The sequence below is a fragment of the Burkholderia cepacia genome, from assembly GCF_001039005.1.
Taxonomy (GTDB): Bacteria; Pseudomonadota; Gammaproteobacteria; order Burkholderiales; family Burkholderiaceae; genus Burkholderia; species Burkholderia theae.
The window spans coordinates 51,560-74,863 of the sequence record NZ_LDWR01000058.1 but is presented as its reverse complement, the minus strand read 5'-3'; the positions used below and the strand labels follow the sequence as shown (position 1 = coordinate 74,863).

General features: G+C 64.8%; 21 protein-coding genes, 1 tRNA gene and 3 pseudogenes. 16 read left to right on the top strand and 9 right to left on the bottom strand.

Annotated features, from left to right (window positions below):
- Positions 1-2: 2 nt before the first annotated feature.
- Together VL15_RS30665 and VL15_RS30660 are read left to right on the top strand one after the other, a co-directional pair.
- Positions 3-200 carry a hypothetical protein gene (locus VL15_RS30665; protein ID WP_155420326.1) on the top strand — a complete coding sequence of 66 codons (198 nt, stop codon included), beginning with the start codon at positions 3-5 and terminating at the stop codon, positions 198-200.
- Positions 197-989, top strand: a pseudogene (locus VL15_RS30660) (AadA family aminoglycoside 3''-O-nucleotidyltransferase). The gene VL15_RS30665 and the pseudogene VL15_RS30660 overlap by 4 nt, the downstream one beginning before the upstream one ends.
- Before the next feature lie 165 nt (positions 990-1,154).
- On the opposite strand, the gene VL15_RS30655 reads toward VL15_RS30660, so the two are convergent.
- From VL15_RS30655 to VL15_RS30645, 3 genes are all read right to left on the bottom strand, one after another.
- The gene (locus VL15_RS30655) at positions 1,155-1,628 is read right to left on the bottom strand and encodes a VOC family protein (protein ID WP_048250461.1); all 474 of its coding nucleotides are present in this window, start codon (positions 1,626-1,628) and stop codon (positions 1,155-1,157) included.
- 389 nt (positions 1,629-2,017) lie between these two features.
- Positions 2,018-3,175, bottom strand: coding sequence for a porin (locus VL15_RS30650; protein WP_048250460.1), 1,158 nt, complete (start codon positions 3,173-3,175; stop codon positions 2,018-2,020).
- Positions 3,176-3,616: 441 nt separating this feature from the next.
- Complete coding sequence (locus VL15_RS30645; protein ID WP_048250458.1) at positions 3,617-4,549, bottom strand: YihY/virulence factor BrkB family protein; 933 nt, start codon at positions 4,547-4,549, stop codon at positions 3,617-3,619.
- A 142-nt stretch (positions 4,550-4,691) separates the two neighbouring features.
- Between VL15_RS30645 and fdnG the strand changes: the two genes are divergently transcribed.
- The 8 genes and pseudogenes from fdnG to VL15_RS30600 all read left to right on the top strand — a co-directional run bounded on the left by fdnG (position 4,692) and on the right by VL15_RS30600 (position 15,325).
- Positions 4,692-7,763: a formate dehydrogenase-N subunit alpha gene (gene fdnG, locus VL15_RS30635; RefSeq protein WP_080971006.1), complete on the top strand. Its 3,072-nt coding sequence runs from the start codon at positions 4,692-4,694 to the stop codon at positions 7,761-7,763.
- Positions 7,764-7,773: 10 nt separating this feature from the next.
- The gene (gene fdxH / locus VL15_RS30630; protein WP_048250455.1) at positions 7,774-8,688 is read left to right on the top strand and encodes a formate dehydrogenase subunit beta; all 915 of its coding nucleotides are present in this window, start codon (positions 7,774-7,776) and stop codon (positions 8,686-8,688) included.
- Complete coding sequence (locus tag VL15_RS30625) at positions 8,685-9,311, top strand: formate dehydrogenase subunit gamma (protein WP_039370262.1); 627 nt, start codon at positions 8,685-8,687, stop codon at positions 9,309-9,311. Before fdxH ends, VL15_RS30625 begins: the two co-directional genes overlap by 4 nt.
- Positions 9,312-9,420: 109 nt before the next feature.
- A complete protein-coding gene (gene fdhE, locus VL15_RS30620) occupies positions 9,421-10,356 on the top strand; it encodes a formate dehydrogenase accessory protein FdhE (RefSeq protein ID WP_196319641.1) in 936 nt (311 codons plus the stop codon).
- Positions 10,357-10,431: 75 nt separating this feature from the next.
- Positions 10,432-11,871: an L-seryl-tRNA(Sec) selenium transferase gene (selA, locus tag VL15_RS30615; protein WP_048250453.1), complete on the top strand. Its 1,440-nt coding sequence runs from the start codon at positions 10,432-10,434 to the stop codon at positions 11,869-11,871.
- Positions 11,868-13,793, top strand: coding sequence for a selenocysteine-specific translation elongation factor (gene selB / locus VL15_RS30610; RefSeq protein WP_048250452.1), 1,926 nt, complete (start codon positions 11,868-11,870; stop codon positions 13,791-13,793). The genes selA and selB overlap by 4 nt, the downstream gene beginning before the upstream one ends.
- 32 nt (positions 13,794-13,825) lie before the next feature.
- A tRNA-Sec gene (locus VL15_RS30605) sits at positions 13,826-13,921 on the top strand.
- Between the two features lie 149 nt (positions 13,922-14,070).
- A pseudogene (locus VL15_RS30600) lies at positions 14,071-15,325 on the top strand (tyrosine-type recombinase/integrase).
- On the opposite strand, the gene VL15_RS30595 reads toward VL15_RS30600, so the two are convergent.
- From VL15_RS30595 to VL15_RS42235, 4 genes and pseudogenes are all read right to left on the bottom strand, one after another.
- Entirely contained in the window at positions 15,294-15,527 is a 234-nt protein-coding gene (locus VL15_RS30595) for a helix-turn-helix transcriptional regulator (protein ID WP_048250451.1), read from the bottom strand. The pseudogene VL15_RS30600 and the gene VL15_RS30595 overlap by 32 nt on opposite strands.
- Positions 15,524-15,889: a hypothetical protein gene (locus tag VL15_RS30590; protein ID WP_048250450.1), complete on the bottom strand. Its 366-nt coding sequence runs from the start codon at positions 15,887-15,889 to the stop codon at positions 15,524-15,526. The genes VL15_RS30595 and VL15_RS30590 overlap by 4 nt, the downstream gene beginning before the upstream one ends.
- 2 nt (positions 15,890-15,891) lie before the next feature.
- Positions 15,892-16,137 carry a hypothetical protein gene (locus VL15_RS30585; RefSeq protein WP_048250449.1) on the bottom strand — a complete coding sequence of 82 codons (246 nt, stop codon included), beginning with the start codon at positions 16,135-16,137 and terminating at the stop codon, positions 15,892-15,894.
- Positions 16,134-16,370 (bottom strand): annotated as a pseudogene (locus VL15_RS42235) (hypothetical protein); the annotation flags it as partial. The gene VL15_RS30585 and the pseudogene VL15_RS42235, both read right to left, overlap by 4 nt.
- On the opposite strand from VL15_RS42235, the gene VL15_RS43340 reads away from it, so the two are divergent.
- From VL15_RS43340 to VL15_RS40860, 6 genes are all read left to right on the top strand, one after another.
- Positions 16,302-17,039 (top strand): hypothetical protein, encoded by a 738-nt coding sequence (locus tag VL15_RS43340; protein ID WP_048250555.1) that lies wholly within the window; start codon positions 16,302-16,304, stop codon positions 17,037-17,039. The pseudogene VL15_RS42235 and the gene VL15_RS43340 sit on opposite strands and share 69 nt — an antisense overlap.
- A 6-nt stretch (positions 17,040-17,045) precedes the next feature.
- Positions 17,046-17,396 (top strand): hypothetical protein, encoded by a 351-nt coding sequence (locus VL15_RS30570; RefSeq protein ID WP_048250448.1) that lies wholly within the window; start codon positions 17,046-17,048, stop codon positions 17,394-17,396.
- An 8-nt stretch (positions 17,397-17,404) separates the two neighbouring features.
- Positions 17,405-18,640 (top strand): baseplate J/gp47 family protein, encoded by a 1,236-nt coding sequence (locus VL15_RS30565; RefSeq protein WP_048250447.1) that lies wholly within the window; start codon positions 17,405-17,407, stop codon positions 18,638-18,640.
- Positions 18,641-19,300, top strand: coding sequence for a DUF2612 domain-containing protein (locus VL15_RS30560; RefSeq protein ID WP_048250446.1), 660 nt, complete (start codon positions 18,641-18,643; stop codon positions 19,298-19,300).
- A gap of 1 nt (position 19,301) precedes the next feature.
- Complete coding sequence (locus VL15_RS43335) at positions 19,302-21,233, top strand: hypothetical protein (protein ID WP_053077741.1); 1,932 nt, start codon at positions 19,302-19,304, stop codon at positions 21,231-21,233.
- Positions 21,234-21,474: 241 nt separating this feature from the next.
- The gene (locus VL15_RS40860) at positions 21,475-22,116 is read left to right on the top strand and encodes a class I SAM-dependent methyltransferase (protein ID WP_080971005.1); all 642 of its coding nucleotides are present in this window, start codon (positions 21,475-21,477) and stop codon (positions 22,114-22,116) included.
- Here VL15_RS40860 and VL15_RS30540 read toward each other — a convergent pair whose 3' ends face one another.
- Complete coding sequence (locus VL15_RS30540; protein WP_048250444.1) at positions 22,117-22,833, bottom strand: SGNH/GDSL hydrolase family protein; 717 nt, start codon at positions 22,831-22,833, stop codon at positions 22,117-22,119.
- A 2-nt stretch (positions 22,834-22,835) separates the two neighbouring features.
- On the bottom strand, positions 22,836-23,105 hold the full coding sequence (locus tag VL15_RS30535; RefSeq protein WP_155420325.1) for an XRE family transcriptional regulator: 270 nt from the start codon (positions 23,103-23,105) through the stop codon (positions 22,836-22,838).
- Positions 23,106-23,304: the final 199 nt, after the last annotated feature.

Sequence of the window (23,304 nt, the reverse complement as noted above, 5' to 3'; positions counted from 1 at the left end):
CAGTGTCCGACGATCCCCGTACGCGAAAGCGTGCGGGGATTTTTATTGCGCTGCGCAAATCGTGCGGCAGCGATGTCCGGTTCGACGTGCAACGCGTGGCGAATGACATGCCGCGCCTGCGCAATGCCGAACGGCAATCTTCATTCGCGCGTGTGGTTTTCCATTCGCGGCACGCCGTGCCCGTTGCATGCGCATCGTGACTGAATGCATTCCGACTGAAATCGTCGGCCAGGTGGCCGCCGCGCGCACCGCGATCGAGCGGCATCTCGGCGCGATGCTGGAGGCGATTCACCTGTTCGGATCGGCGCTCGACGGCGGATTGAAGCCGCGCAGCGACATCGACCTGCTGGTGACGGTGGCGGCGCGGCCCGACGAACCGGCACGGCGCGCGCTGATGCTCGACCTGCTCGCTGCGTCTGCTCCGCCCGGTTGCGCAGGCGGCTTGCGTGCGCTGGAGGTGACCGTCGTCGCGCATGGCGAGGTGGTGCCGTGGCGTTATCCGGCGCGGCGCGAATTGCAGTTCGGCGAGTGGCTGCGCCGCGACCTCGAAGCCGGCATCGTCGAACCGGCGCTCGCCGATCACGATCTGGCGATCCTGTTGACGAAGGCGCGACAGCACAGTGTCGCGTTGGTCGGGCCGCCGGCGGCCGCGCTGTTCGAGCCGGTGCCCGCGCGCGACTTGGTCGCCGCGTTTCTCGCTACCGTGGCGCAGTGGGATGCCGAACCGGACTGGCGCGGCGACGCGTGCAACGTGGTGCTCGCGCTCGCGCGCATCTGGTATAGCGCCGCGACCGGCAGGATCGCGCCCAAGGACGTCGCCGCGGCATGGGTGCTGGAGCGTCCGCCGGACGCATACCGGCCGGTTGCAGCGGCTGCGCGTGCCGTCTATCTCGATGGCGAAGCGGGCGCGGCGATCACTGTCGGGTGAACCGCTCGCCGCATTCATCGGCTACGCGCGGCGGACCGTCGAATCGATGCTGTCCGCGTAGCGGCGGAGGCCACGGTGCACGTGATCGGGTTGCGGGCCGACCCGCCGCGGATCAAGAACGCTTGCGCAGACGCCGCACGTGCAAGCAGCCGATCGGGCGCTCGCCGGCGACTCGCATCGCGCTTGACCAGCGCGCCGTCACGCGTCCGCGGCACGACGCGTTTCGTCAGCCCCCGGTGCCCTCATAGGCGGCCTTCAGCGCGGCGGCGTCGAACTTGGTCATCTGCATCATCGCCGCGGCCACGCGCGCTGCCTTGACCGCGTCGCGGTCGGCCATCATCGGAATGAGATCCGCGGGAACGATCTGCCACGAGACGCCATAGCGGTCTCTCAGCCAGCCGCAGCCGTCCGCCGTGCCGCCGTTGTCGAGCAGGGCGCTCCAGTAGCGGTCGAGCTCCGCCTGATCGCCGCAACTGACCAGCAGCGAGATCGTGTGGTTGAACGACTCCGTGCGCGTGTGGCTCATCGCGAAGAACGGCTGCCCGAACAGTTCGAATTCGACCATCCGCGTGCCGTCGGTGCCGGACACCGACGTGACGCGCACGACGCGCGAATCCGGAAAGATGCCGGCATAGAAGGCCGCTGCTTCTTCGGCTTCCGTCGAGTACCAGAGAAAAGGCGTGATCTTCTGAATCGTCATGGCGAATCTCCTGTCTGAATTGGCCGGGGCGCAAACCGCGTGCCGACATCGATGCGACGCACGACGGCCGCCGAAATCGACATGCCGGGGCGAATGCGCCGTCGCACCGGATGAACGGTGCCGGCAAGTGCGGATGGTAGTCGCCTGGTGGAGAGATAGCGACCTGCCCGGGTATCCGGAAGCGGCGTTTTCGGCGCATTGCAGCCTCCAGGCGCCGCTGCCGGCCGGCGGTCGTGCGTCGGCATCGTCTCTGCTCGCCGGCCCGTACAGGCCATTTCGACCCGCCGGCGATGGACGAAAAAAAAGCCAGCCACGGTCGAAACCGAAGGCTGGCTTTCCAGTTCGGCGGCAAGGCGTCGGAGACGCCATGCACACCGGATACATCGTTTTTAGAACTTGTGGCGCAGGCCGAGAGCAACCATTTCTTGCGACTTCGTGCCGGCGAAGCCGTACGAGCCGATCGATGCTTGCGCTGCCGACGTCGTGCCGTCTGCGTTGAGCTGCGTGCCGCTTGCGTGCTGGTACGCGCCGACCAGGTACACGTCCGTGCGCTTCGACAGCGAGTAATCGCCGCCCAGCGAAACCTGATGGTACTTGGCGTCCGTGTTGCCGCTCGCCTTCGTGTACGAGTAGCCGAGGCCCAGCAGCAGCGGCGGCGTGACCTGGTACGTCACGAACGCGCGGCCCGTGTTGTACTTCTCGGTCGAACCGAAGCCCGACGATGCGTCCGGCTTGTACTGCGAGTTGCTGTAACCGAGGCCGAGCGTCACCGGGCCGATAACGTACTGGCCTGCGACTTGCGCGATGGCGATCGACTTCGCCGACACGTAACCCGCGTTGATCGGGCCGTCGACGATGTTGTCCGACGTCGTCGACGTCCAGTTGTTGCGGACGCCTGCCGACGGCGTCGGGTTGTTCGCGTAGAAGTAGCCAGCAGCAACGCCGACCGGGCCGTTGTTGTACGCGGCTGCGACCGACCACGTCTGGCCCGAACCCGTCTTGCCTGCAACACCGCCGAGGGCGTACATGCCTTCGACCTGGAGGCCGGCGAACACCGGCGACGTGTACTTGATCGCGTTGCTGACGCGCAGGCTGTTGTCGTTGTTGTCGACGTCGCCCGGCGTTGCGAACGTGCTGCCGAAGTAGTTGTCAGCCGTGACTGCCTGGACCAGATCGACGACCGGGTCGTACTGGCGGCCGAGCGTCAGCGTACCGTATTGCTTGCTTTCGAGGCCGACGAATGCCTGACGGCCGAACATGCGACCGCCCTGGTTCAGGTGGCCGGTGCCCGGATCAAAGCCGTTTTCCAACTGGAAGATCGCCTTCAGGCCACCGCCGAGGTCTTCTGCGCCTTTCAGGCCGAAGCGGCTGCCTTGCAGGTTGCCCGACAGCATTTGCCACGAGTTGATGCCTTGGCCGTTATTGCCGTGAACGTAGGCGATCGACGTGTCGATCACGCCATACAGCGTCACGCTCGATTGAGCGTGAGCAGCGCCAGCGGCGCCCAGCAGGGCGAGCGAGAGGGTCGAGAGAGCGAGTTTCTTCATCGTTGAGTTTCTCCACGCAAGTGATTCATCGTTATTTGTTGCGGATTGGAGAATAGCTCAGTGCCATCGACGCAAGAAAGCTTAAAAAATAAAGTGTCTCGAAAAGGTAACAGCATCAAAAAGTCTATATATATCAAGCACATCAACGACTGTTCCTGTTTTTGAAATAGTTGACATTTGCTGCGGTGCGATTGTTTCGATAGATGATGCACATTGCAGCAGGGGGCCCGTTTCGGCCGATTGACGCACGGAAATGAGGGTGAGCAAACGTTTGCGATTGCAGAGACCGACGTGCCGGCATGCAAAGAACGCGTCAACGCCGCGCGAATGCGCGGCGGACAGCGTGGTTGGCGGGGTGGCAAAGCGGCGGGAAGGAGGCGTTTCGATGCGGCGGTGTGCGCGATGCCGATTGCGCGGCCGTTTTTGCGCAGCGTGTGCGAATCAGTCGTCGTGCACGCGGCCGGCGGCGCGATCGGTTTGAGCGGGCGCGGCCGCGGCGACGCCGGCGGGCCGATGCGCGTTGCCGCGGGCCGCCGCGAATTCCGCGCCGAGCAGCAGCACGACCGCGGAGAAGTACAGCCACATCAGCAGGACCGCGAACGATCCGGCCGCGCCAAACGCACTGGCCGTGCCCGCATGCGCGAGGTACAGCGCGAACAGCTTCTTGCCGCTGGAAAACAGGATCGCGGACACGACGCCGCCGATCGCGGCATCGCGCCACGCGACGCGCGCGTCGGGCAGGAACTTCATCAACGAAGCGAAGGCGGCCGCCAGCACCGCGATGCCGACGAAGAACTGCACGAGATTCGTGACGACGACATACGGCGAATTGCCCAGCAGCCAGGTGCCGATGAATGTGATCGCGGTGTCGAGCACGAGCGACACGATCAGCAGGAACGCGACGCCGAGCACGAGCCCGAACGAGATCAGCCGCACGCGCACGAGCCCGAGCATGCTCGACCAGCGGTTTTCGGTGGCCGGCCAGATCACGCTGAGCGCGGCGCTGAGCGACGCGAAGGTGGCCGACGCGCCGATCGCGAGCGCGGCGAACGAGATCAGCGTCGCGAGGCCGCCGCGCTCGCCCGCGCGGTGTGCGTTCTGCACGATCGTCTGGATGCTGGCCGCCGCGTCGTTGCCGATCAGCTGGTGCGCCTGCTCGAACACCTGGCCGCGCGCGGCGTCGTCGCCGTAGAACCAGCCGGCCACCGCGATCACCATCACGAGCATCGGCGCGAGCGAGAACGCGGAGAAAAACGCGATGCCCGCGGCCATCGCGGAGCAGCGGTCTGACGAGAAGCGCTTGAATGCGGTGAGGGCCCAGTTGGCCTGTTGTTGGGCGAGGCGGGTCGCCTCGGTGGTGATCTGTCGTTTCATGAGGATTCGGTCGAGATGCCGTGCGGCGGTCACCGTTGGTAATCGGACAATTCAGGATTGATCCGAAGAATCGAACATAGTTGCGTGGACTGTCTATAATTCCTTTCAGTTTCCCCACCCCCACAATAACGCCGAGACCGCCATGCTACAAATGTCCCGGCGCCAGTTCCTGAAGGTGACGGCCACGTCGCTTGCCGGATCGAGTCTTGCCCTGCTGGGCTTTTCTCCGTCCGAAGCGCTGGCCGAAGTCCGACAGTACAAGCTGGCGCGCACAGTCGAAACGCGCAACACCTGTCCTTACTGTTCAGTGGGTTGCGGCATCCTGATGTACAGCCTCGGAGACGGTGCGAAGAACGCGCAGCCGAGCATCATCCACATCGAAGGCGATCCCGACCACCCCGTCAATCGCGGCACGCTGTGCCCGAAGGGCGCGAGCCTGATCGACTTCATCCACAGCCCGAGCCGCCTGACGCACCCCGAATACCGGGCGCCCGGCTCGGACAAGTGGGAACCGATCTCGTGGAACGATGCGCTCGACCGGATCGCGAAGCTGATGAAGGCCGACCGCGACGCGAACTTCGTCGAGACGGCGGAAGACGGCGCGAAGGTCAACCGCTGGCTCACGACCGGCATGCTGGCCGCGTCGGCCGGCAGCAACGAGGTCGGCTACCTGACGCACAAGACTGTCCGCAGTCTGGGAATGCTCGCATTCGACAATCAGGCGCGTGTCTGACATGGCCCGACGGTGGCAGGTCTTGCCCCGACGTTTGGCCGTGGAGCGATGACGAACCATTGGGTCGACATCAAGAACGCGGACGTGATTCTCGTGATGGGCGGCAATGCAGCCGAGGCCCATCCATGCGGGTTCAAGTGGGTAACGGAGGCGAAGGCGCACCGCAAGGCGCGGCTGATCGTCGTCGACCCGCGCTTTACGCGTACGGCCTCGGTGGCCGACTACTACGCGCCGATTCGCACCGGCACCGACATCGTCTTCCTGGGCGGCGTCATCAACTATCTGCTGACGAACGACAAGATCCAGCATGAGTACGTGAAGAACTACACGGACTTCTCGTTCATCGTGCGCGAGGATTTCGCGTTCAACGACGGCATCTATTCCGGCTACGACGCGGAGAAGCACGCGTACCCGGACAAATCGAGCTGGGACTACGAGCGCGGCGACGACGGTTTCGCGAAGGTCGACCCGACGCTGCAGCATCCGCGTTGCGTGTACAACCTGTTGAAGCAGCACTACGCGCGCTATACGCCGGACATGGTCCAGCAGGTCTGCGGCACACCGAAGGAGAAGTTCCTGAAGGTGTGCGAGATGCTCGCCACCACGGCCGTTCCCGGCCGCGCCGGCACGGTGCTGTACGCGCTCGGCTGGACGCACCACTCGATCGGCGCGCAGATCATCCGCACCGGCGCGATGGTGCAGCTGCTGCTCGGCAACATCGGCATCGCGGGCGGCGGGATGAATGCGCTGCGCGGCCACTCGAACATCCAGGGGTTGACCGACCTCGGGCTGATGTCGAACCTGCTGCCGGGCTACATGACGCTGCCGACGCAGGCCGAGCAGGATTTCGACGGCTACATTGCAAAGCGCGTGCAGCAGCCGCTGCGGCCGAACCAGTTGAGCTACTGGAAGAACTACAAGGCGTTCCACGTCAGCTTCATGAAGTCCTGGTGGGGCGATGCGGCGACCGCCGAGAACAACTGGGGCTACGACTACCTGCCGAAGCTGGACAAGCAGTACGACCTGCTGCAGACGATCGAGCTGATGAGCGCCGGCAAGATGAACGGCTACATCTGCCAGGGCTTCAACCCGCTCGCGGCGGCGCCGTCGAAGGTGAAGACGGCCGCGGGGCTCGCGAAGCTGAAGTGGCTCGTGATCATGGATCCGCTCGCGACCGAGACGTCCGAGTTCTGGAAGCATCACGGCGACTACAACGATGTCGATGCGTCGAAGATCCAGACCGAGGTGTTCCGTTTGCCCACCACGTGCTTCGCGGAGGAAAACGGCTCGCTCGTGAGTTCGAGCCGCGTGCTGCAATGGCACTGGAAGGGTGCGGAGCCGCCGGGCGAGGCGAAGAGCGATCTCGAGATCATGTCGGGGCTGTTCCTGCGCATGCGCAAGATGTATCAGACGGATGGCGGCAAGTATCCGGACCCGATCGTGAACCTGACCTGGCCGTACGCGAACCCGGAAAACCCGACGCCCGAAGAGCTTGCGATGGAGTTCAACGGCCGTGCGCTCGCCGATCTGCCCGACCCGAAGGATCCGGCCAAGACGCTCGTGAAGAAGGGCGAGCAGCTGGCCGCGTTCGCGCAGTTGAAGGACGACGGCACGACCGCGAGCGGTTGCTGGATCTTCTGCGGTGCATGGACGCAGGCCGGCAACCAGATGGGGCGGCGCGACAACTCGGACCCGACCGGCATCGGCCAGACGCTGAACTGGGCGTGGGCGTGGCCGGCGAACCGGCGGATCCTGTACAACCGCGCATCGTGCGACGTGAGCGGCAAGCCGTTCGACCCGACCCGCAAGCTGATCGGCTGGAACGGCAAGGCGTGGGCGGGACCCGACATCCCCGATTTCAAGGCGGACGAACCGCCCGAGAACGGGATGGGGCCGTTCATCATGAATCCGGAAGGCGTCGCGCGCTTCTTCGCGCGCGCGGGGATGAACGAAGGTCCGTTCCCCGAGCACTACGAGCCGTTCGAGACGCCGATCGGCACGAACCCGCTGCACCCGAACAACCCGCAGGCGCTGAACAACCCGGCCGCCCGCGTGTTCCCGGACGACCGCGCGGCGTTCGGTCAGGCACCGGAGTTTCCGCACGCCGCGACGACTTACCGGCTGACCGAGCATTTTCACTACTGGACCAAGCACGCGCGGCTGAACGCGATCATCCAGCCCGAGCAATTCGTCGAGATTGGCGAAGACCTCGCGAAGGAAGTCGGTGTCGCGCACGGCGAACGCGTGAAGGTGTCGTCCAAGCGCGGCTACATCATTGCGGTCGCGCTCGTCACGAAGCGGATCAAGCCGCTGACGGTCGACGGCAAGAAGGTCCAGACGGTCGGTATCCCGTTGCACTGGGGCTTCAAGGGGCTGACGAAGCCCGGCTATCTCGCCAATACCCTGACTCCGTCCGTGGGTGACGGCAACTCGTACACACCGGAATTCAAGTCGTTCCTGGTGAAGGTCGAAAAGGCGTAAGGGGAAAGAGATGGCATTGCAATCGCTGGATATCAAGCGCGTCTCGGCCACCACGACGCCACCGCCCACGGTGCGCGAACCGGTGACCGGGAGCGTCGCGAAGCTGATCGACGTATCGAAGTGCATCGGCTGCAAGGCATGCCAGACGGCGTGCATGGAGTGGAACGACCTGCGCGACGAAGTCGGCACCAACGTCGGCGTGTACGACAACCCGGCCGACCTGACCGAGCACTCGTGGACGGTGATGCGGTTCTCCGAATACGAGAACCCGGCAGGCGACCTCGAATGGCTGATCCGCAAGGACGGCTGCATGCACTGCGAGGATCCGGGCTGCCTGAAGGCGTGTCCGTCGCCGGGCGCGATCGTGCAGTACAACAACGGGATCGTCGATTTCCACGAGGAGAACTGCATCGGTTGCGGCTATTGCGTGACCGGTTGCCCGTTCAACGTTCCGCGGATCTCGAAGAAGGATCATCGCGCGTACAAGTGCACGCTCTGTTCCGACCGCGTCGCGGTCGGCCAGGAACCGGCCTGCGTGAAGACCTGCCCGACGGGCGCGATCGTGTTCGGCACCAAGGAGGACATGAAGCAGCACGCGGCCGAGCGGATCGAGGACCTGAAGGAGCGCGGCTTCGAGCATGCGGGGCTGTACGACCCGCAGGGTGTCGGCGGCACGCACGTGATGTACGTGCTGCACCACGCCGACAAACCGTCGCTGTACCACGGGCTGCCCGACAATCCGTCGATCAGTCCGATGGTGAAGCTGTGGAAGGGCATCGCGAAGCCGCTCGCGGTGGCCGGCATCGCGCTGACGGCGCTCGCTGGGTTCTTCCACTACGTCCGGGTTGGTCCGAACGAGGTGAGCGACGCAGAAGAATCGGCCGCGCGCGACGAGGCGCGACGCATCAAGGAGGACGTGAAATGAAGCACGACGACCCCAACCTGATCGTCCGCTACTCGGCGAACGAGCGCACGAACCACTGGATCACCGCGATCACGTTCGTGCTGCTCGCGCTGTCCGGGCTTGCGCTGTTCCATCCGTCGATGTTCTGGCTGACCGCGCTGTTCGGCGGCGGCCAGTGGACGCGGATCCTGCATCCGTTCGTCGGCCTCGTGATGTTCGTGTCGTTCGCGATCCTGGTCGTGCGCTTCTGGCACCACAACGCGCTCGACGCGGACGACCGGCAGTGGCTGAAGCAGATCGGCGACGTGCTGACCAACCAGGAAGACAAGCTGCCGCCCGTCGGCCGCTATAACGCCGGGCAGAAGCTGCTATTCTTTACGTTGGTGGCGTGCCTGCTGTTGCTCCTGCTGTCGGGAGTCGTGATCTGGCGGCGCTACTTCTCGTTCTACTTCCCGATCGGGGTGATCCGCGCGGCCGCTGTCGTGCATGCCGTGGCGGCCTTCGTGCTGATCGCGAGCATCATCGTGCACATTTACGCGGCGTTGTGGGTGAAGGGCTCGATAGGCGCGATGGTGCGCGGCACCGTCACGCTGGGCTGGGCTCGCAAGCATCACCCGAAGTGGTTCCGTGAAAGCGTGAAATAACGCACCGGACCGGGGCGGCTCGCCGATCGCGGCGGGCCCAGCCCCGTCAGCCGTCGGAACCGCCTGAAGCGCCGACCTGTCGGCGCTTGTTCATTTGGAAGATATATTTGTGACACAACGTATTCTCGAACCGACCGAGATCTCGGCACTCGATCATTCGGCCATTCCGCGCTTTCGCCTGCCGGAGCGCGCCACCGCGTTCTCGGCGCGCGCCGCGCGGCTGCGCACGCTCGCCGACCTGAACCCGATCAGCGGCTACCTGCGGCTGATGGCCACCGTCGCCGATGCGCAGCATGCGACGCTGCAGACGCTGGAGTTGCCGCTGCCGTCGCAGGAAGCGATCGCGCGCGCGCAGCAGCATTCGATGCCGCTCGTGCCCGCGCTCGACGGCGAGCGCGATCCGCGATGGCGCGCCGTGCTGTACGAACTGCTCGACCGCGTCGAGGGCGCCGGGCTCGTCAACCCGTCGCTCGCGAGGCTGCTCGACCGGCTGCGCCTGATGGCGCCTGCCGAACTCGACGCGCAGGCCGACGCGATCCTCGCGCTGCGCTTCGCGGAGGTCGACCCGGCCACCGCGCCGTTCCTGATGGCCGCGCTGCAGGTCGTGTGGACGGACCTCGCGAGCCGCGTGTCGCCGGCCGACGTTCCGTATCTCGACCAGCCGGGGCTGTGCCCCGTTTGCGGCACGCATCCGGTCGCCAGCGTGGTGCGGGTCGGCGGCCAGTTCCAGGGCTACCGTTTCCTGCAGTGCGGGCTGTGCACGACCGAGTGGCACATGGTGCGCACGAAGTGTTCGCATTGCGATTCGACGAAGGGCATCGCGTATCACGGGATCGAGGGCGGCAGCGAAGCCGTCAAGGCCGAATCGTGCGACGAATGCAAGACCTATCGCAAGATCGGCTATCAGGAGAAGGACTACGAGTTCGAGCCGCTGGCGGACGATCTCGCGAGCCTCACGCTCGACCTGCTGATGAACGAGGCCGGTTATCAGCGCAGTTCGCCGAATCCGCTGCTGTGGCCGGATGTGTCGCGGGAAGCGGAGTGACGGCAGGGGGCCGGGGGCGGTGCGCGAGCGCCGGCTGCGGCCGCCTGCGAAGCATCAGACGGGAGCCACCACGACGTGACCGAACCGGGTTTGAATGAACTGAATGCCGTGCTGGCGCGCGTGCCGTCGGTCGAGCGCGTGCTGTCGTCGGCGCCGCTGCAACCGCTGCTCGCCGACTATGGCCGCACGCGCGTGCTGAACGCCGTGCGCGCCGAACTCGAACGCTGGCGCACCGCGGCGCAGCATGACCCGGCGGCGGCCGAGCCGCTCGACGAGCCGAGCATCGCCGCGGCCGTCGCGCGCACGCTGGCCGCACAGAGCGCCGGTGCCGTGCGCGCGGTGTTCAACCTGACCGGGACCGTGCTGCACACGAACCTCGGGCGCGCGCTGCTGCCCGACGACGCGGTGCGCGCGGTGGTCGACGCGCTCACGCGGCCCGTCAACCTCGAGTTCGATCTCGCCACGGGCCGGCGCGGCGATCGCGACGACCTGATCGACGATCTGCTGTGCGAACTGACGGGCGCGGAAGCCGCGACCGTCGTCAACAACAACGCGGCAGCCGTGCTGCTGACGCTGTCGGCGCTCGCGACGAAGCGGGAAGTCGTCGTGTCGCGCGGCGAACTGGTCGAGATCGGCGGCGCGTTCCGCATTCCCGACATCATGAGTCGTGCCGGTGCGAAGCTGCGCGAGGTCGGCACGACCAACCGCACCCATCTGCACGATTACGCGAACGCGATCGGCCCGCGCACGGCGCTGCTGATGAAGGTGCACTGCAGCAACTACGCGATCAGCGGCTTCACGAAGGAGGCGACGCTCGCCGAACTCGCGCCGCTCGCGCGCGAGCACGGGCTGCCGGTCGCCGTCGATCTCGGCAGCGGCACGCTCGCCGACCTGTCGTCATGGGGGCTGCCGCACGAGACGACCGTGCAGGAGACCATTGCCGCCGGCGCAAACGTTGTCACGTTCAGCGGCGACAAGCTGCTCGGCGGGCCGCAGGCCGGCCTGATCGTCGGTGATCGCGCACTGGTCGCGAAGATCAAGAAACATCCGCTCAAGCGCGCGCTGCGCGTCGGCAAGCTGACGCTCGCGGCGCTCGAGCCGGTGCTGCGCCTCTATCAGGCGCCCGAATTCCTGCGCGACCGGCTCACGACGCTGCGCCTGCTGACGCGTCCCCAGAATGAGATCGCCGAGGCCGCCGAACGCGTGCGTCCGGTATTGCAGGCCGCGCTTGGCAGCGGCTTCGACGTGACGGTCGAGCCGATGTTCAGCCAGATCGGCAGCGGCGCGCTGCCGGTCGACCAGTTGCCGAGTGCCGGGCTCGTCGTGCGCACGGCGGACGGCAAGCGCAGCGGCCGCGCGCTCGCGCAGCTCGAGAAACGGCTGCGCGAATGGCCGCGACCGGTTATCGGCCGCGTTGCCGACAACGCGCTGCGGCTCGACTTGCGTTGTCTTGAAGCCGCCGACGAAGCGGCGTTCGTCGCGCAATGTGTGCCGTTCGCAGGGCCCGCTGCATGATCGTCGGTACCGCCGGACACATCGACCACGGCAAGACCACGCTCGTGCGTGCGCTGACCGGTGTCGATACCGACCGCCTGAAGGAAGAGAAGGCGCGCGGCATTTCGATCGAACTCGGTTACGCATACACGCCGCTCGACAACGGCGACGTGCTGGGCCTGATCGACGTGCCGGGCCACGAGAAGCTGATTCATACGATGGCGGCCGGCGCGTGCGGGATCGACTTCGCGCTGCTCGTGATTGCCGCCGACGACGGCGTGATGCCGCAGACGCGCGAGCATCTCGCGATCCTGCAACTGCTCGGCGTGACGCACGGCGCTGTCGCGCTGACGAAATGCGATCGCGTCGACGCCGCGCGCGTCGCCCAGGTGCGCGACGAGATCGCCGCATGGCTGCACGACTCGACGCTGGCCGGCGTGCCGATTTTTGAAACCCGCGCGACGGCCGTGGACGACCCGGGCGTCGCCGCGTTGAAACATCACCTGGCCGACGCGGCGATCGCGTGGCGCGCCCGCCGCGACGACGGCCTGTTCCGGCTCGCCGTCGATCGCGTGTTTACGCTTGCGGGGCAGGGGACCGTCGTCACGGGCACCGCGTTCGCGGGCCGTGTCGCGACGGGTGACACGCTCGCGATCGTGCGCACGGGCGGCGCGGCCCGCGTGCGCAGCATCCATGCGCAGAACCGGTCGGTCGAGGCCGGCCGCGCGGGCGAGCGCTGCGCGCTGAATCTCGCCGGCGTCGACAAGGCCGATGTCGAGCGCGGTGATACCGTCGCCGATGCGCGGCTCGTCGCGACGTCGCCGCGCGTGGACGTCGAGCTGACGCTGCTCGCGGATGCCGGGCTGACACTGACGCACTGGGCGCCGCTGCACGTGCATCTCGGCACGCTGCATCGCGTCGCGCATGTCGCGCTGCTCGACGGCGACACGCTCGCGGCCGGCCAGCGGATGCGCGTGCAACTGGTGTTCGACGAGCCGGTGTTCGCGCTGCCGGGCGACCGGTTCATCGTCCGCAATCCGCAGGCGACGCGCACCGTCGGCGGCGGTCGCGTGCTCGATCCGTTCGGGCCGGCGAGCAAGCGTCGCACGCCCGCGCGCCGCGCGTGGCTCGATGCGCTCGCCATGTGGCTCGACACAGGGCGCCTCGATGCGCTGCTCGCGCAGGCGCCGCTCGGCATCGCGCGCACGATGCTCACGCATCTGACAGGCTTCGCGCCGAACGCGCTGGCGTTGCCGGAAGACGCGCTGGCGATCGGGCAGCGCGATGCCGCGTCGAACGACGGCGCGGTGATTTCGCATGCGCACTGGCGAGCGCTGCAGACGCGGGCGATCGACACGCTGCGCGCGTATCACGAGCGCCTGCCTGACGAGCAGGGGCTCGACGCTGCACGCTTGCGGCGGATGGCTGCGCCGCTCGTCGGCGATGCGCTGTGGCGCGCGCTCGTCGATGCGGTGGTGGCCGGCGGCGAAGTTGCGCGAAGCGGGCCGTGGCTGCATCTGCCGTCGCATTCGGTGAGCCTCGAGCCGCGCGAGGAAGGGCTGGCGCGGCAACTGCTGCCGCTGATTCACGCGGGGCGCTTCGATCCGCCGTGGGTGCGCGACCTGGCCCGCGACACGGGCGCCGCTGAGGACGCGGTGCGCACGCTGTTGCGCAAGCTCGCACGGCGCGGCGACGTGCATCAGGTCGTGCGCGACCTGTTCTATCACGCGGACGTCGTGCGCGAACTCGCCGAACTGGTCGCGCATCTCGCGCCGTCGCCCGGCGCGGGGCTCGATGCCGCGACGTTCCGCGACGCGACGGGGCTCGGCCGCAAGCGCGCGATCCAGATTCTCGAGTTCTTCGATCGGGTTGGGTATACTCGCTTCCACCGCGATCTTCACTTCCTGCGGCCTGACAGCGGTTGGGTGGGTATTCAGGCGTAGGCGCTCGTTGTTCTTCTGGTTCTTTTCCCCGAGGAAGGCATTCGTATCCGGTGGTACGGCCGGGCTTCAAACCCGGTTGGGGGTGTCAGACACTCCCGGGTCGGTTCGACTCCGGCTGCCTTCCGCCAGTCAAGGCTCTCAGCGATTCCCGTTTACTCTCGCAGCACTCCCGCAGCGCCTTATGCGGCGCGTGTTTTGGGGGTGTCGTCGCTCTTGCTCGCTCCCGCGCCTTACCCCAGAATCTAACCATCATTTGTGGGTAGATTTGGGGGTAGAAATGGCATCACGGCAGATGAATCGGTTGACTGCGCTCGGCATCGGTAAACTGGTCGACCCAGGGTATTACGCGGACGGCGGCGGCCTGTATTTGCAGATCAGCGCGAGCGGTTCGCGATCGTGGATCTACCGGTTCTCGATCGCCGGCCGCGCGCGGGAAATGGGCCTCGGTTCGCTGTCGGTGCTGCCTCTCGCTGCGGCGCGCAAGGCGGCGGCCGATTGCCGCGTGAGCGCGAGGTAGGGCATCGACCCGATCGTCGCGCGACGGCGCGCGCAGGTCGTGCGGGCGGCCGATGATGCCCCAGGCGTGACGTTCAAGCAGGCCGCGCAAGCCTATATCTCGGACCGCGAATCGACGTGGCGCAACACCAAGCACGCGAAACAGTGGACGTCCACACTCGAAATGTACGCGTATCCGGTGATCGGTGATCGGTGATGTTGACGTGCGCGACGTCGATACCGAGATGATCGTGCGCATCCTGCAGCCCATCTGGATGAAGAAGGGCGAAACCGCGCGGCGCGTGCGTGGCCGCGTGAAGGCGATCCTCGACGCGGAGACGGTGCTCGGCCACCGCACTGGCGACAACCCGGCCCGCTATGCCGATCACCTGGACCGCGTGCTGCCGCGCGTGAAGAAGCGGAACACGGTGAAACACCACCCGGCGCTCGCGTGGGAAGAGATGCCGGCGTTCTTCGCCGCGCTCCGCGGGCGGCCGAAGCGCGCCGCACAGGCGCTGCGTCTGCTGATCCTGACCGCGACGCGCACGAACGAGGTTCTGTTCGCGCGGCCGGAGGAATTCGACCTCGAAGCACGCGTCTGGACGATTCCGGGAGATCGGATGAAGTGCGAGGTCGAGCTGCGCGTGCCGCTTTGCGACGAGGCTGTCGAGCTCGTGCGGCAGCAGATCGCGACGAAGGCGAAGTGGGGCTGGCTGTTCCCGGGCTACAAAGAGGGGCGGCCGCTATCGAATATGGCGATGCTGCTGTTGCTGCGCCGCATGGAACGCGCCGACATTACCGTGCACGGCTTCCGATCGACGTTCCGGGACTGGATAGCGGACTGCACCGATTATCCCGACTCTCTCGCCGAGCAAGCGCTGGCGCACACGATCACGTCGACGACGGTTTCCGCGTACCGGCGTCGAGACATGCTCGAGCGCCGGCGCGGAATGATGGAGGACTGGGCTCGTTACTGCGCAGGGCAGACCGCGACTGTGGTGCCGTTCACGCGACAGGCAGCGCAGACAGCTGCATGACGTTGTCGGCCGGCCGGTCGGCGCACGGCTTCTTCCCCGCCTTCTCCGCGAGCCACGCGTCCACGTCCTCCTCGAGCCATGCCGTGCGCCCGGGCACGAGCTCGAACGGTTTCGGGAACGTGCCGGCCGCGATCATCCGGTAGAGCGTCGACTGTCCGAGCCCGACCTTTTCGGTCACATCTTTCATTCGAAGTGCTTTCATCGTTGCCTCGTCATCATGCAGAGTTCGACCCAGCCACGAATCTCGCGTTCGTAGCCGGTCAGGGTTGAATTCAAGTTCGGTGGCGTTGGCGCCGCGGCGATGCTCGTATCGCCGCCCGGCGCGGGCGCTTCTTTCTGCGGCTCGTGCCCGGGGCGCCGGAAGCCGAGCGTCTTCGCGAGCGCGTGACTGTGCTCGATCAGGCCTGACTGAATCAGCGCGTCGAGATGCGGCCGTACGTCCTTCGTCGGCACCTTGAAGCTCGCCGCGATCACGTACGCGGGATACGTCTTGCCCGGAATCATTCGCGCGAACACGTTGTCGGCGTTCAGCACACGCGGTTCGTACGTCCGTCGGCGTCCCATGCTCAGTTCCCTCGCGACTCGGTGAGCACGTGCAGCGCGGCGGCCGCGTGCCGTTCCCAGTCCGCGCCGTGCTCGATCGCGAAGCCGGTCAGCCAGTGGAGCACCGCGGCTTGTTCGGCCTCGGACGTGCGCTCGATCGCGTGCCCGGCGGCGCGCAGCGCATGCGCGATCGGCCCGGTTTCCCAGACCATCATGCCGAGCACGCGGCCGAGGGCCGGCGTCAGGTTGTCGGGGTAGGGGCGTGTCATGCTGATGCCTCGCCGAGCGGGGTGGCGAAGGCGCGATGCGCCGTTGCGGCCAGGTCGTCGAGCTGCGCGCGGCGCGCCGCGAACTGCGCGTCACGCCATGCCTCTGCCTCGTCTGGTTTGCCAAGCTCGCCCGTCGCGCGCCGGCGCACACACATCGCGGAGCACTGGCGCAGCGTGATCGGCACCGCGCCGGCCGCGACCGCGCGCACGCGGAAGCTCATGCAGATGTCGAAGTGCTCGCCATGGGTGAGCGGCTGGTCGAAGTGAAGGCGGTCACGAACGCCGGCAGTGTCTCGCCGGTCGGCTTCGTCGATGTGCTACCCCTCGTGAACCAGCTCGACGGCTCCGACAACGCGATGCCGCACGGCGTCATCCACAACCTGCCGTACTTCCGGCTGCAGGGCGGTGCGAACGCGGTGATCATCGACCCGCAGGTCGGCGACATCGGGCTCGCCGTGATCGAGGACCGCGATATCTCGTCGGTGAAGGCGAACCGCGGGCCAGCGAACCCGGGCTCGAAGCGCATCTTCGATATGGCCGACGGCCTGTATATCGGCGGGTTCCTGAACGGCGCGCCGAGCCAGTACGTGCAGTTTTCTGCGGCCGGCATCTCTGTCGTGTCGCCGACGAAGGTCACGCTGCAGGCGCCGCTCGTCGAGGTCGATGCGTCCACCTCGTTCACCGTGAACTCTCCGCAGTCTGGCTTCAGAGGCACGGTGATCGTACAGGGGCTGCTGTCATGGCTGGCAGGTATGACCGGCAGCGCAGTGAGCGGTGTCGCGTCGCTGATCTCCGGCACCGTCCAGTTCATTGGCTCGATCACGTCAAACGGTCACGCGATCGACAACACCCATCAACACCCCAACTCTGGCGGCTCTGGGCTCGGCGGCCCGCCGCAATAAGCGACCATGGGAACGACACTTCTCCTCGACCAGACCGCCTGGGATCTCTGCCTCGACGCCTACGGCAACATTGCCGTCGCGGCCGAGCCGTATGCGATCGCGCAGGACGTCGCGAGCGCCGTGCGCACGTTCCGCGGTGAGGCCTGGTACGACACGTCCGTCGGCGTCCCGTACTGGCAGGACATCCTCGGCAAGCGACCGCCATTGCCGCTCATCAAAAAGGACATCGTGACGGAGGCGCGTCGCGTGTTTGGCGTGCAGGCCGCGCAGTGCTTCATCACGTCCATGACCAACCGCGTCGCGAGCGGCCAGGTGCAAGTCGCCACGGCTGCCGGCGTGCTCCCCGTCAACTTCTGAGGTTCCGCATGTCGACTCCTCCCACCTCCAGCGTACCGCCGATCAATTGGGCCTCGACTGGCCCCGTCGTGCCGGCCGAGTCGGCGATCCTGACCGGTGTGCTCGCCGATACGAACGCTGCATTCGGCGGCAACCTGAACATCACGAACGAGGACGGCACGCCGAACGTGACAGCGCCGCAAGGCCAGCTCGCGTCGAGCCTGACCGCGATCATCGCAGCGAAGAACGACGACATGCTCGAGGTATCGAACGGCGTCGACCCTGATCTCGCAGACGGACGCTGGCAGGATGCGATCGGCCGCGTCTACTTCATCGAGCGCGATCCGGCCGAGCCGACGGCGCTGCAGGTGGCGTGCGTGGGTGCGGTGAACACGCCGATCCCGGTGGGTGCGTTGATCAAGGATTCGAGCAACAACGTCTACCTGTGCACGCAGGCCGGCACGATCCCGGCGAGCGGCACGATCACGCTCGGGTTCGCCTGTAAGACAACGGGGCCCATTCCAGTGCCGGCCGCCAACCAGGTGTCGATCTATCAGGCGATCCCGGGGTGGGATACGGTGACCGTGGTATCCGGCGTGCAGGGGAGCAACGTCGAATCGCGCGCCGACTTCGAGAATCGGCGCCGGCAGTCTATGGCGAAGAACTCGAGCGGCTCAGTGCCATCGGTGCGCGGCGCGGTGTTGGGCGTGGCTGGCGTCCTCGACGCGTGCGTACTCGATAACCCGCTCGGTACGTCGGTCACGATTGGCGGCTACACGCTCCTGCCGAACTCCCTGTACGTCGGCGTCTACGGTGGTGCCGCTCAGGACATCGGCAACGCGATCTGGAGCAAGAAGGCGCCGGGCTGCAACTACAACGGGAACACGACGGTGACCGTTCAGGATTCGAGCGGCGGATCTCAGCCGTATCCGAGCTACGCCGTGAAGTACCAGACGCTGACGGCGGTCCCGATTCTGTATGCCGTTCAGCTCGCCAACAACTCGAATCTGCCGTCGAACATCACGCAGCTGGTGCAGAACGCGATTATCGCGGCATTCACTGGCGCGGATGGTGGATCGCGCGCGCGTAGCAACAGTACGGTTTTCGCTGGCCGATACTACCCGGGCGTAATGGCGATCGATCCGTCGGTCGAGCTTCTTTCGATCCAGCTCGGCACGACGACCGCGAATCAGAATTCCGTCGACATTGGCATCGCGCAAACCCCGACCATTACCGCGTCGAACATTTCGGTGACGCTCGTTTAAATGGAAAACGTCCTTCAGACAGTCCTTGCTCAATACGCGAACAGCCCGACGCTGATCCAGCTCGTTCAGAACATGAACGGGTATATCGATCCCAGCGCGGACATCGACGCGTTCTACGACAACGTGTGGAACATCCAGACGGCGGTCGGGCGCGGCCTCGACATCTGGGGGAAGATCGTCGGGCTCGAAAACGGACGGCTGCTGAAGATCCCGTCGGCCGAGATCAACCTGGGCTTCAACGAAGCCGGAACGGCGAGCGCGACGACGTTCAACTCGGGCGTGTTCTACGCGGGGCAGCAGATCACGCAGAGCTACTACCTATCGGACGATGCGTTCCGCACGCTGATCCTTGTGAAGGCCGCAGCAAACATCTCGGACGGATCGATCCCGAGTTACAACCGGTTGCTCCAAAGCCTGTTCGCGGGTCGCGGGCGTTGCTACGTCAACGACCTCGGCAATATGCAGATGCGCTACACGTTCGAGTTCTACCTGCAGCCGTTCGAGCTCGCAATCGTCACGCAATCCGGCGCGCTGCCGCGCCCGACCGGCGTCCTCGTGACGGTGCTTGAGGAGCCGCAAAACAGCACATTCGGTTTCTCCGAGGCAGGCGTCGGGAGCGCGGCGCCCTTCGGTCAAGGCACTTTCTACTCTGAGGTCTAACATGCAAGCAAACCAGATTCCGACGCTCGTTCCGTTGGCCTTCGCGGCGGGTGGCGCCTTCAACACCATTCCGGAGGCGTCGCAGATCGGGACGAACCCGGGCGGTGCATCGCTGGTAGACGGTTTCCCGCCACTCACGCGCACGCCGATCGCGGCCGGCGGCATCCCGCCGTCTGGTCTCGACATGAACGGTGTCCTGAACCTGATCACGCAGTCGACTCGATGGGAGCATGCAGGCGGTCGGTACGCATACAACGCGGCTTTCGCAGGTGACACGAACGTCGGCGGCTACCCGGCTGGTGCGATGCTGATGAGCGCGGATGGTCAAGGGGCGTGGCTGAGTCTCGTCGACAACAACAGCGACAACCCGGACACGGGCCCCGGCACGAAATGGGCGCCGTCGCAGGCTTACGGCTTCTCCGCGATCTCGGGCCTCACGAACACCAATGTCACCTTGACGCCTGCGCAGGCGATGAAGTCGCGAATCGTGCTGACCGGCACGCTGACGGGGAACGTGCAGGTCATCCTGCCGACGTGGACGCGTGAATGGACGATCGTGAACAACACGATCGGCGCCTTCGCGATCACGGCGAAGACGGCATCGGGCACGGGTGTGGTGATTCCGGCCGGCCCGGCCCGTGTCATCGGCGACGGTACGAACATCGTTCAGGCTGCCGAAAGCATCGCACCTGCGACGCTGGCGAGCCATGCGCTGACCGCCGGCCAGATCGGTGCGATCGGGTCTCAGGGCAGCCTGCCGATCAACACGTCGGCGAAGGTCAACGGCGTGAACGCCGCGAACCTGCTGTTCAATGGTTCGGGTGAATTCGGAAATGCCGGATGGGGTTCATCGAACTTCGGCGCGTCGATTGCATTCCCGCAAGAAGGAACGATCTTCATCAATGCGTCGTCGATTAGCTCAACCACGCAGGACATTTCGTCACCTATCGGAATTGGGCCCAACATCGCTATTTGCCTCACAGCGGAGATGTATGCGTCCGGAGTCGTTGCTGGTCGTGGTTATATCTACGTCGAGGCATTTACATCAGCTGGGACGTCATTGGGAACCGTCGCTGCCGTAAATGCTACCAATGGCTCAAGCTGGACGCAGTACTCGGCGACCGGAACAACTCCCGCGAACACCGCATATATTCTCGTTCACAAAGTCGCGGATACGTCCCCGAACATGTCAGCAAACGGTCTTGGCTTTCGCCGTATCAAGGTGGAGAAAGGATCGTCGCCGTCGCTTTACTCGCAAGAAGCGAGCAACGCGACATTGGGCGGTGGCACGCCTGTCGTCGGCTCCGCTCGTAACCTCTCGATGTCGGTGGCAACCGCGAGTGCGAGCGCCACGCTGACGGCTGACGAGATCATCGTTTGCTCGGCACTCGGCGGCGTCGCCTACAAGCTCGCGAACTTCAACCAGACGATTAATCTCGCGACGGTTGGCGCGAGCGGGATGGATGCCGGAACGGCGCCAGTGTCTGGTTTCGTCGCGCTCTATGCGATCTACAACCCGACCACGCGGGCGAGTGCGCTACTCGCGACGAACGCGACCAGCTCGCTCGCGCCGAGCGTCTATGGTGGTAGCAATATGCCGGCGGGTTACACCGCATCGGCGTTGGTGAGCGTCTGGCCGACGAACGCAAGTTCGCAGTTTGCGGTGGGTATGCAGGACGATCGCAAGATTTGGATCACCCCCCCAAACGGCACTGAGCACCAGCACGCAGCAAAGCAGTCTCACGTCGCTCTCGATTTCGTCGCTGGTGCCGAAAGGCGCAAAACGTATTTCGGGAAATATTGCCGTCGGCTCCAGTTCCGCCACTGCGTCGATGACGGGGCAAGTTGCGGGTTCCGCGCAAGGCTTCGGCGGCCAGCAGTTGAGCGCGTACAGCGGAGTTGCAAGCCAGGCTTACACAACTCCGTTCAATGATGTTCCGGTGCTTACGTCGCAAACCATGTATTACTCGGCCGTCGCCAATACGGGAACCATGGCGCTCACTATCACGATCACAGCCTACATATTCTGAGGAGCGGCCATGATTCAGGTGTAATTTTCCAACTTGACCGAAGACGCAATAATTTCCGACGTTTCCGACATGGCAACTTCTCTTGCGCGATTTTGGTGCGCATCTGTTAGACTCGGCCCACCATAAGTGACTGCGGAGACGAAGGTGGCAGACCAAGTGGAGTTGGACCTTATTCCGATGTCGGATTTTAAGCCTTTGAATTGGGATGATGCTAGGGCGCACGAGACGACCAAAAAAATCCAATACGCATGCGGCTTAAACCCCTTCGAAGGATGGTTGAACGTTGATTTTTTCGATGACGCCGTAATGTGGAATTTCAACCATATTGGCGGAGTTCCCAGAAATGTCGCTGAGAACGTCTATAAGGTCAATTTATTGGAGCGCCATCCGTTTCCTGATAACGCTTTTGAGTATGCATTTTGTGAGGATTTTGTCGAGCATCTGGAGCAAAAGGACGCAATAACTTTTCTTTCCGAGGTATTTCGCACGCTCAAGCCGGGTGGCGTTGTTAGAATTGCGACACCCGGGTTCGAGCAAGTAATGAGAAATCATTTTCTTAATGCGACATTTGACAAAATTGCAGATGGTCATAGGGATGCGTACACCCAATGGGGGCATCTGCATTTCTTCACACACGACAGCCTTAAAGCAATGGCGCGATGGCTCGGATTCAGTAAATATCGAATCAAAAAGATTCATAAATCGTGGCATCGACCATTGAGGAATTTGGAAACAAGAGTCGATCAGGCCCAATATATGAATATCTATGCGGAGCTAACCAAATAACTAGTTCCCGGCCGACTGAATGGTGGCTGTTAGAACTGCCGCCGTCCTCTGGGCCTTGATTTTATATAGCGCCTCTCCCGGACGAATGCAGTCGACCAGCATTGACTGCCAGTCTGGAAGGGACTTGATGTAGGCGTATTGTTGAACGATGGCGACGCGGTACGTGGCCGCGTACTGCTCAAGGGCAGCCACCTCGGCATCGAGCGCCGGGATATTCTTCGATGTTCCGTCGCATACCGGATTTGGCTCGTCGATGACGGGCACCTTCCCATTGGCACGCGCTTGGGTCACGAAATAGTCGACGTTCGACATGAACTGCAGTAGCGATTGAGACGATGCATCGTTGATCGCGAAGTTTTCCACCACGATCCGAGACGACGACTTCGCCATCAGTTGTTGCAGGTTCATGGTGTGCTGGCCGTCCGTGCCGTCGATAAGCTGCTGCAACGTCGAGCCGCTGACGCCTTGATTCCAAATGCGAACGCGGGAGCCCAAATCTTGCTGAACACGGGCCGGCTCGCTGGCTGGTGTCATGACGTATTTCCCGGGCGTGATCATCGTCAGGCCGGCCATCGTGCTGTCGCCGTACATGTCGATGTCGACCAGCCGTGATGAGTCAGAAACTGGGGGCTGGGTAGAGGCTTGCAGCTGGGCGGCCGATCCATCGCCGCCACCTCCGCAGCCCGAAAGCGCAGCAGCAGTGCAGCCGAGCGCCATCGCTACGGCTGCGGCTCTCCATCGGGCGCCAGGGAGTCGGCCGGTGCGTCCAGATCGATCACCGCGCCGACGTCGCGCATTGTCGCCAGCACGCGGTCGATTTCCTGTTGCGGGAGTGTGACGAGCGCGGCTGCCATGAACAGATTGGCCGGCGGGATTCCCTGTGGCTTGTTCTCGTCCGCGTAGTCGCGCCAGCGTCGCGCGCTCTTCAGGCCGAGCGCCCGCGCCATCTGCGTTCCAGAGTAGCCGAGCTTCTCCTTCCACTGTTTCATCTGCGCCACGGTTGGCGATCGAAAGAGCATGTTGAGTCGATCCAAGACGCGCGAGCGCGCGAAAGCACGGTTTCATGATGATTTCCTTTCGGATGGCGGCCGCGCGGTGTGCGCTTCCTATGCTGATCAAGGTAGGCGGAATCCGCCTATTTGTCAAGCGCCATCGCGCGCACCGGTCGCGCGCCCGTTGTGATAATTC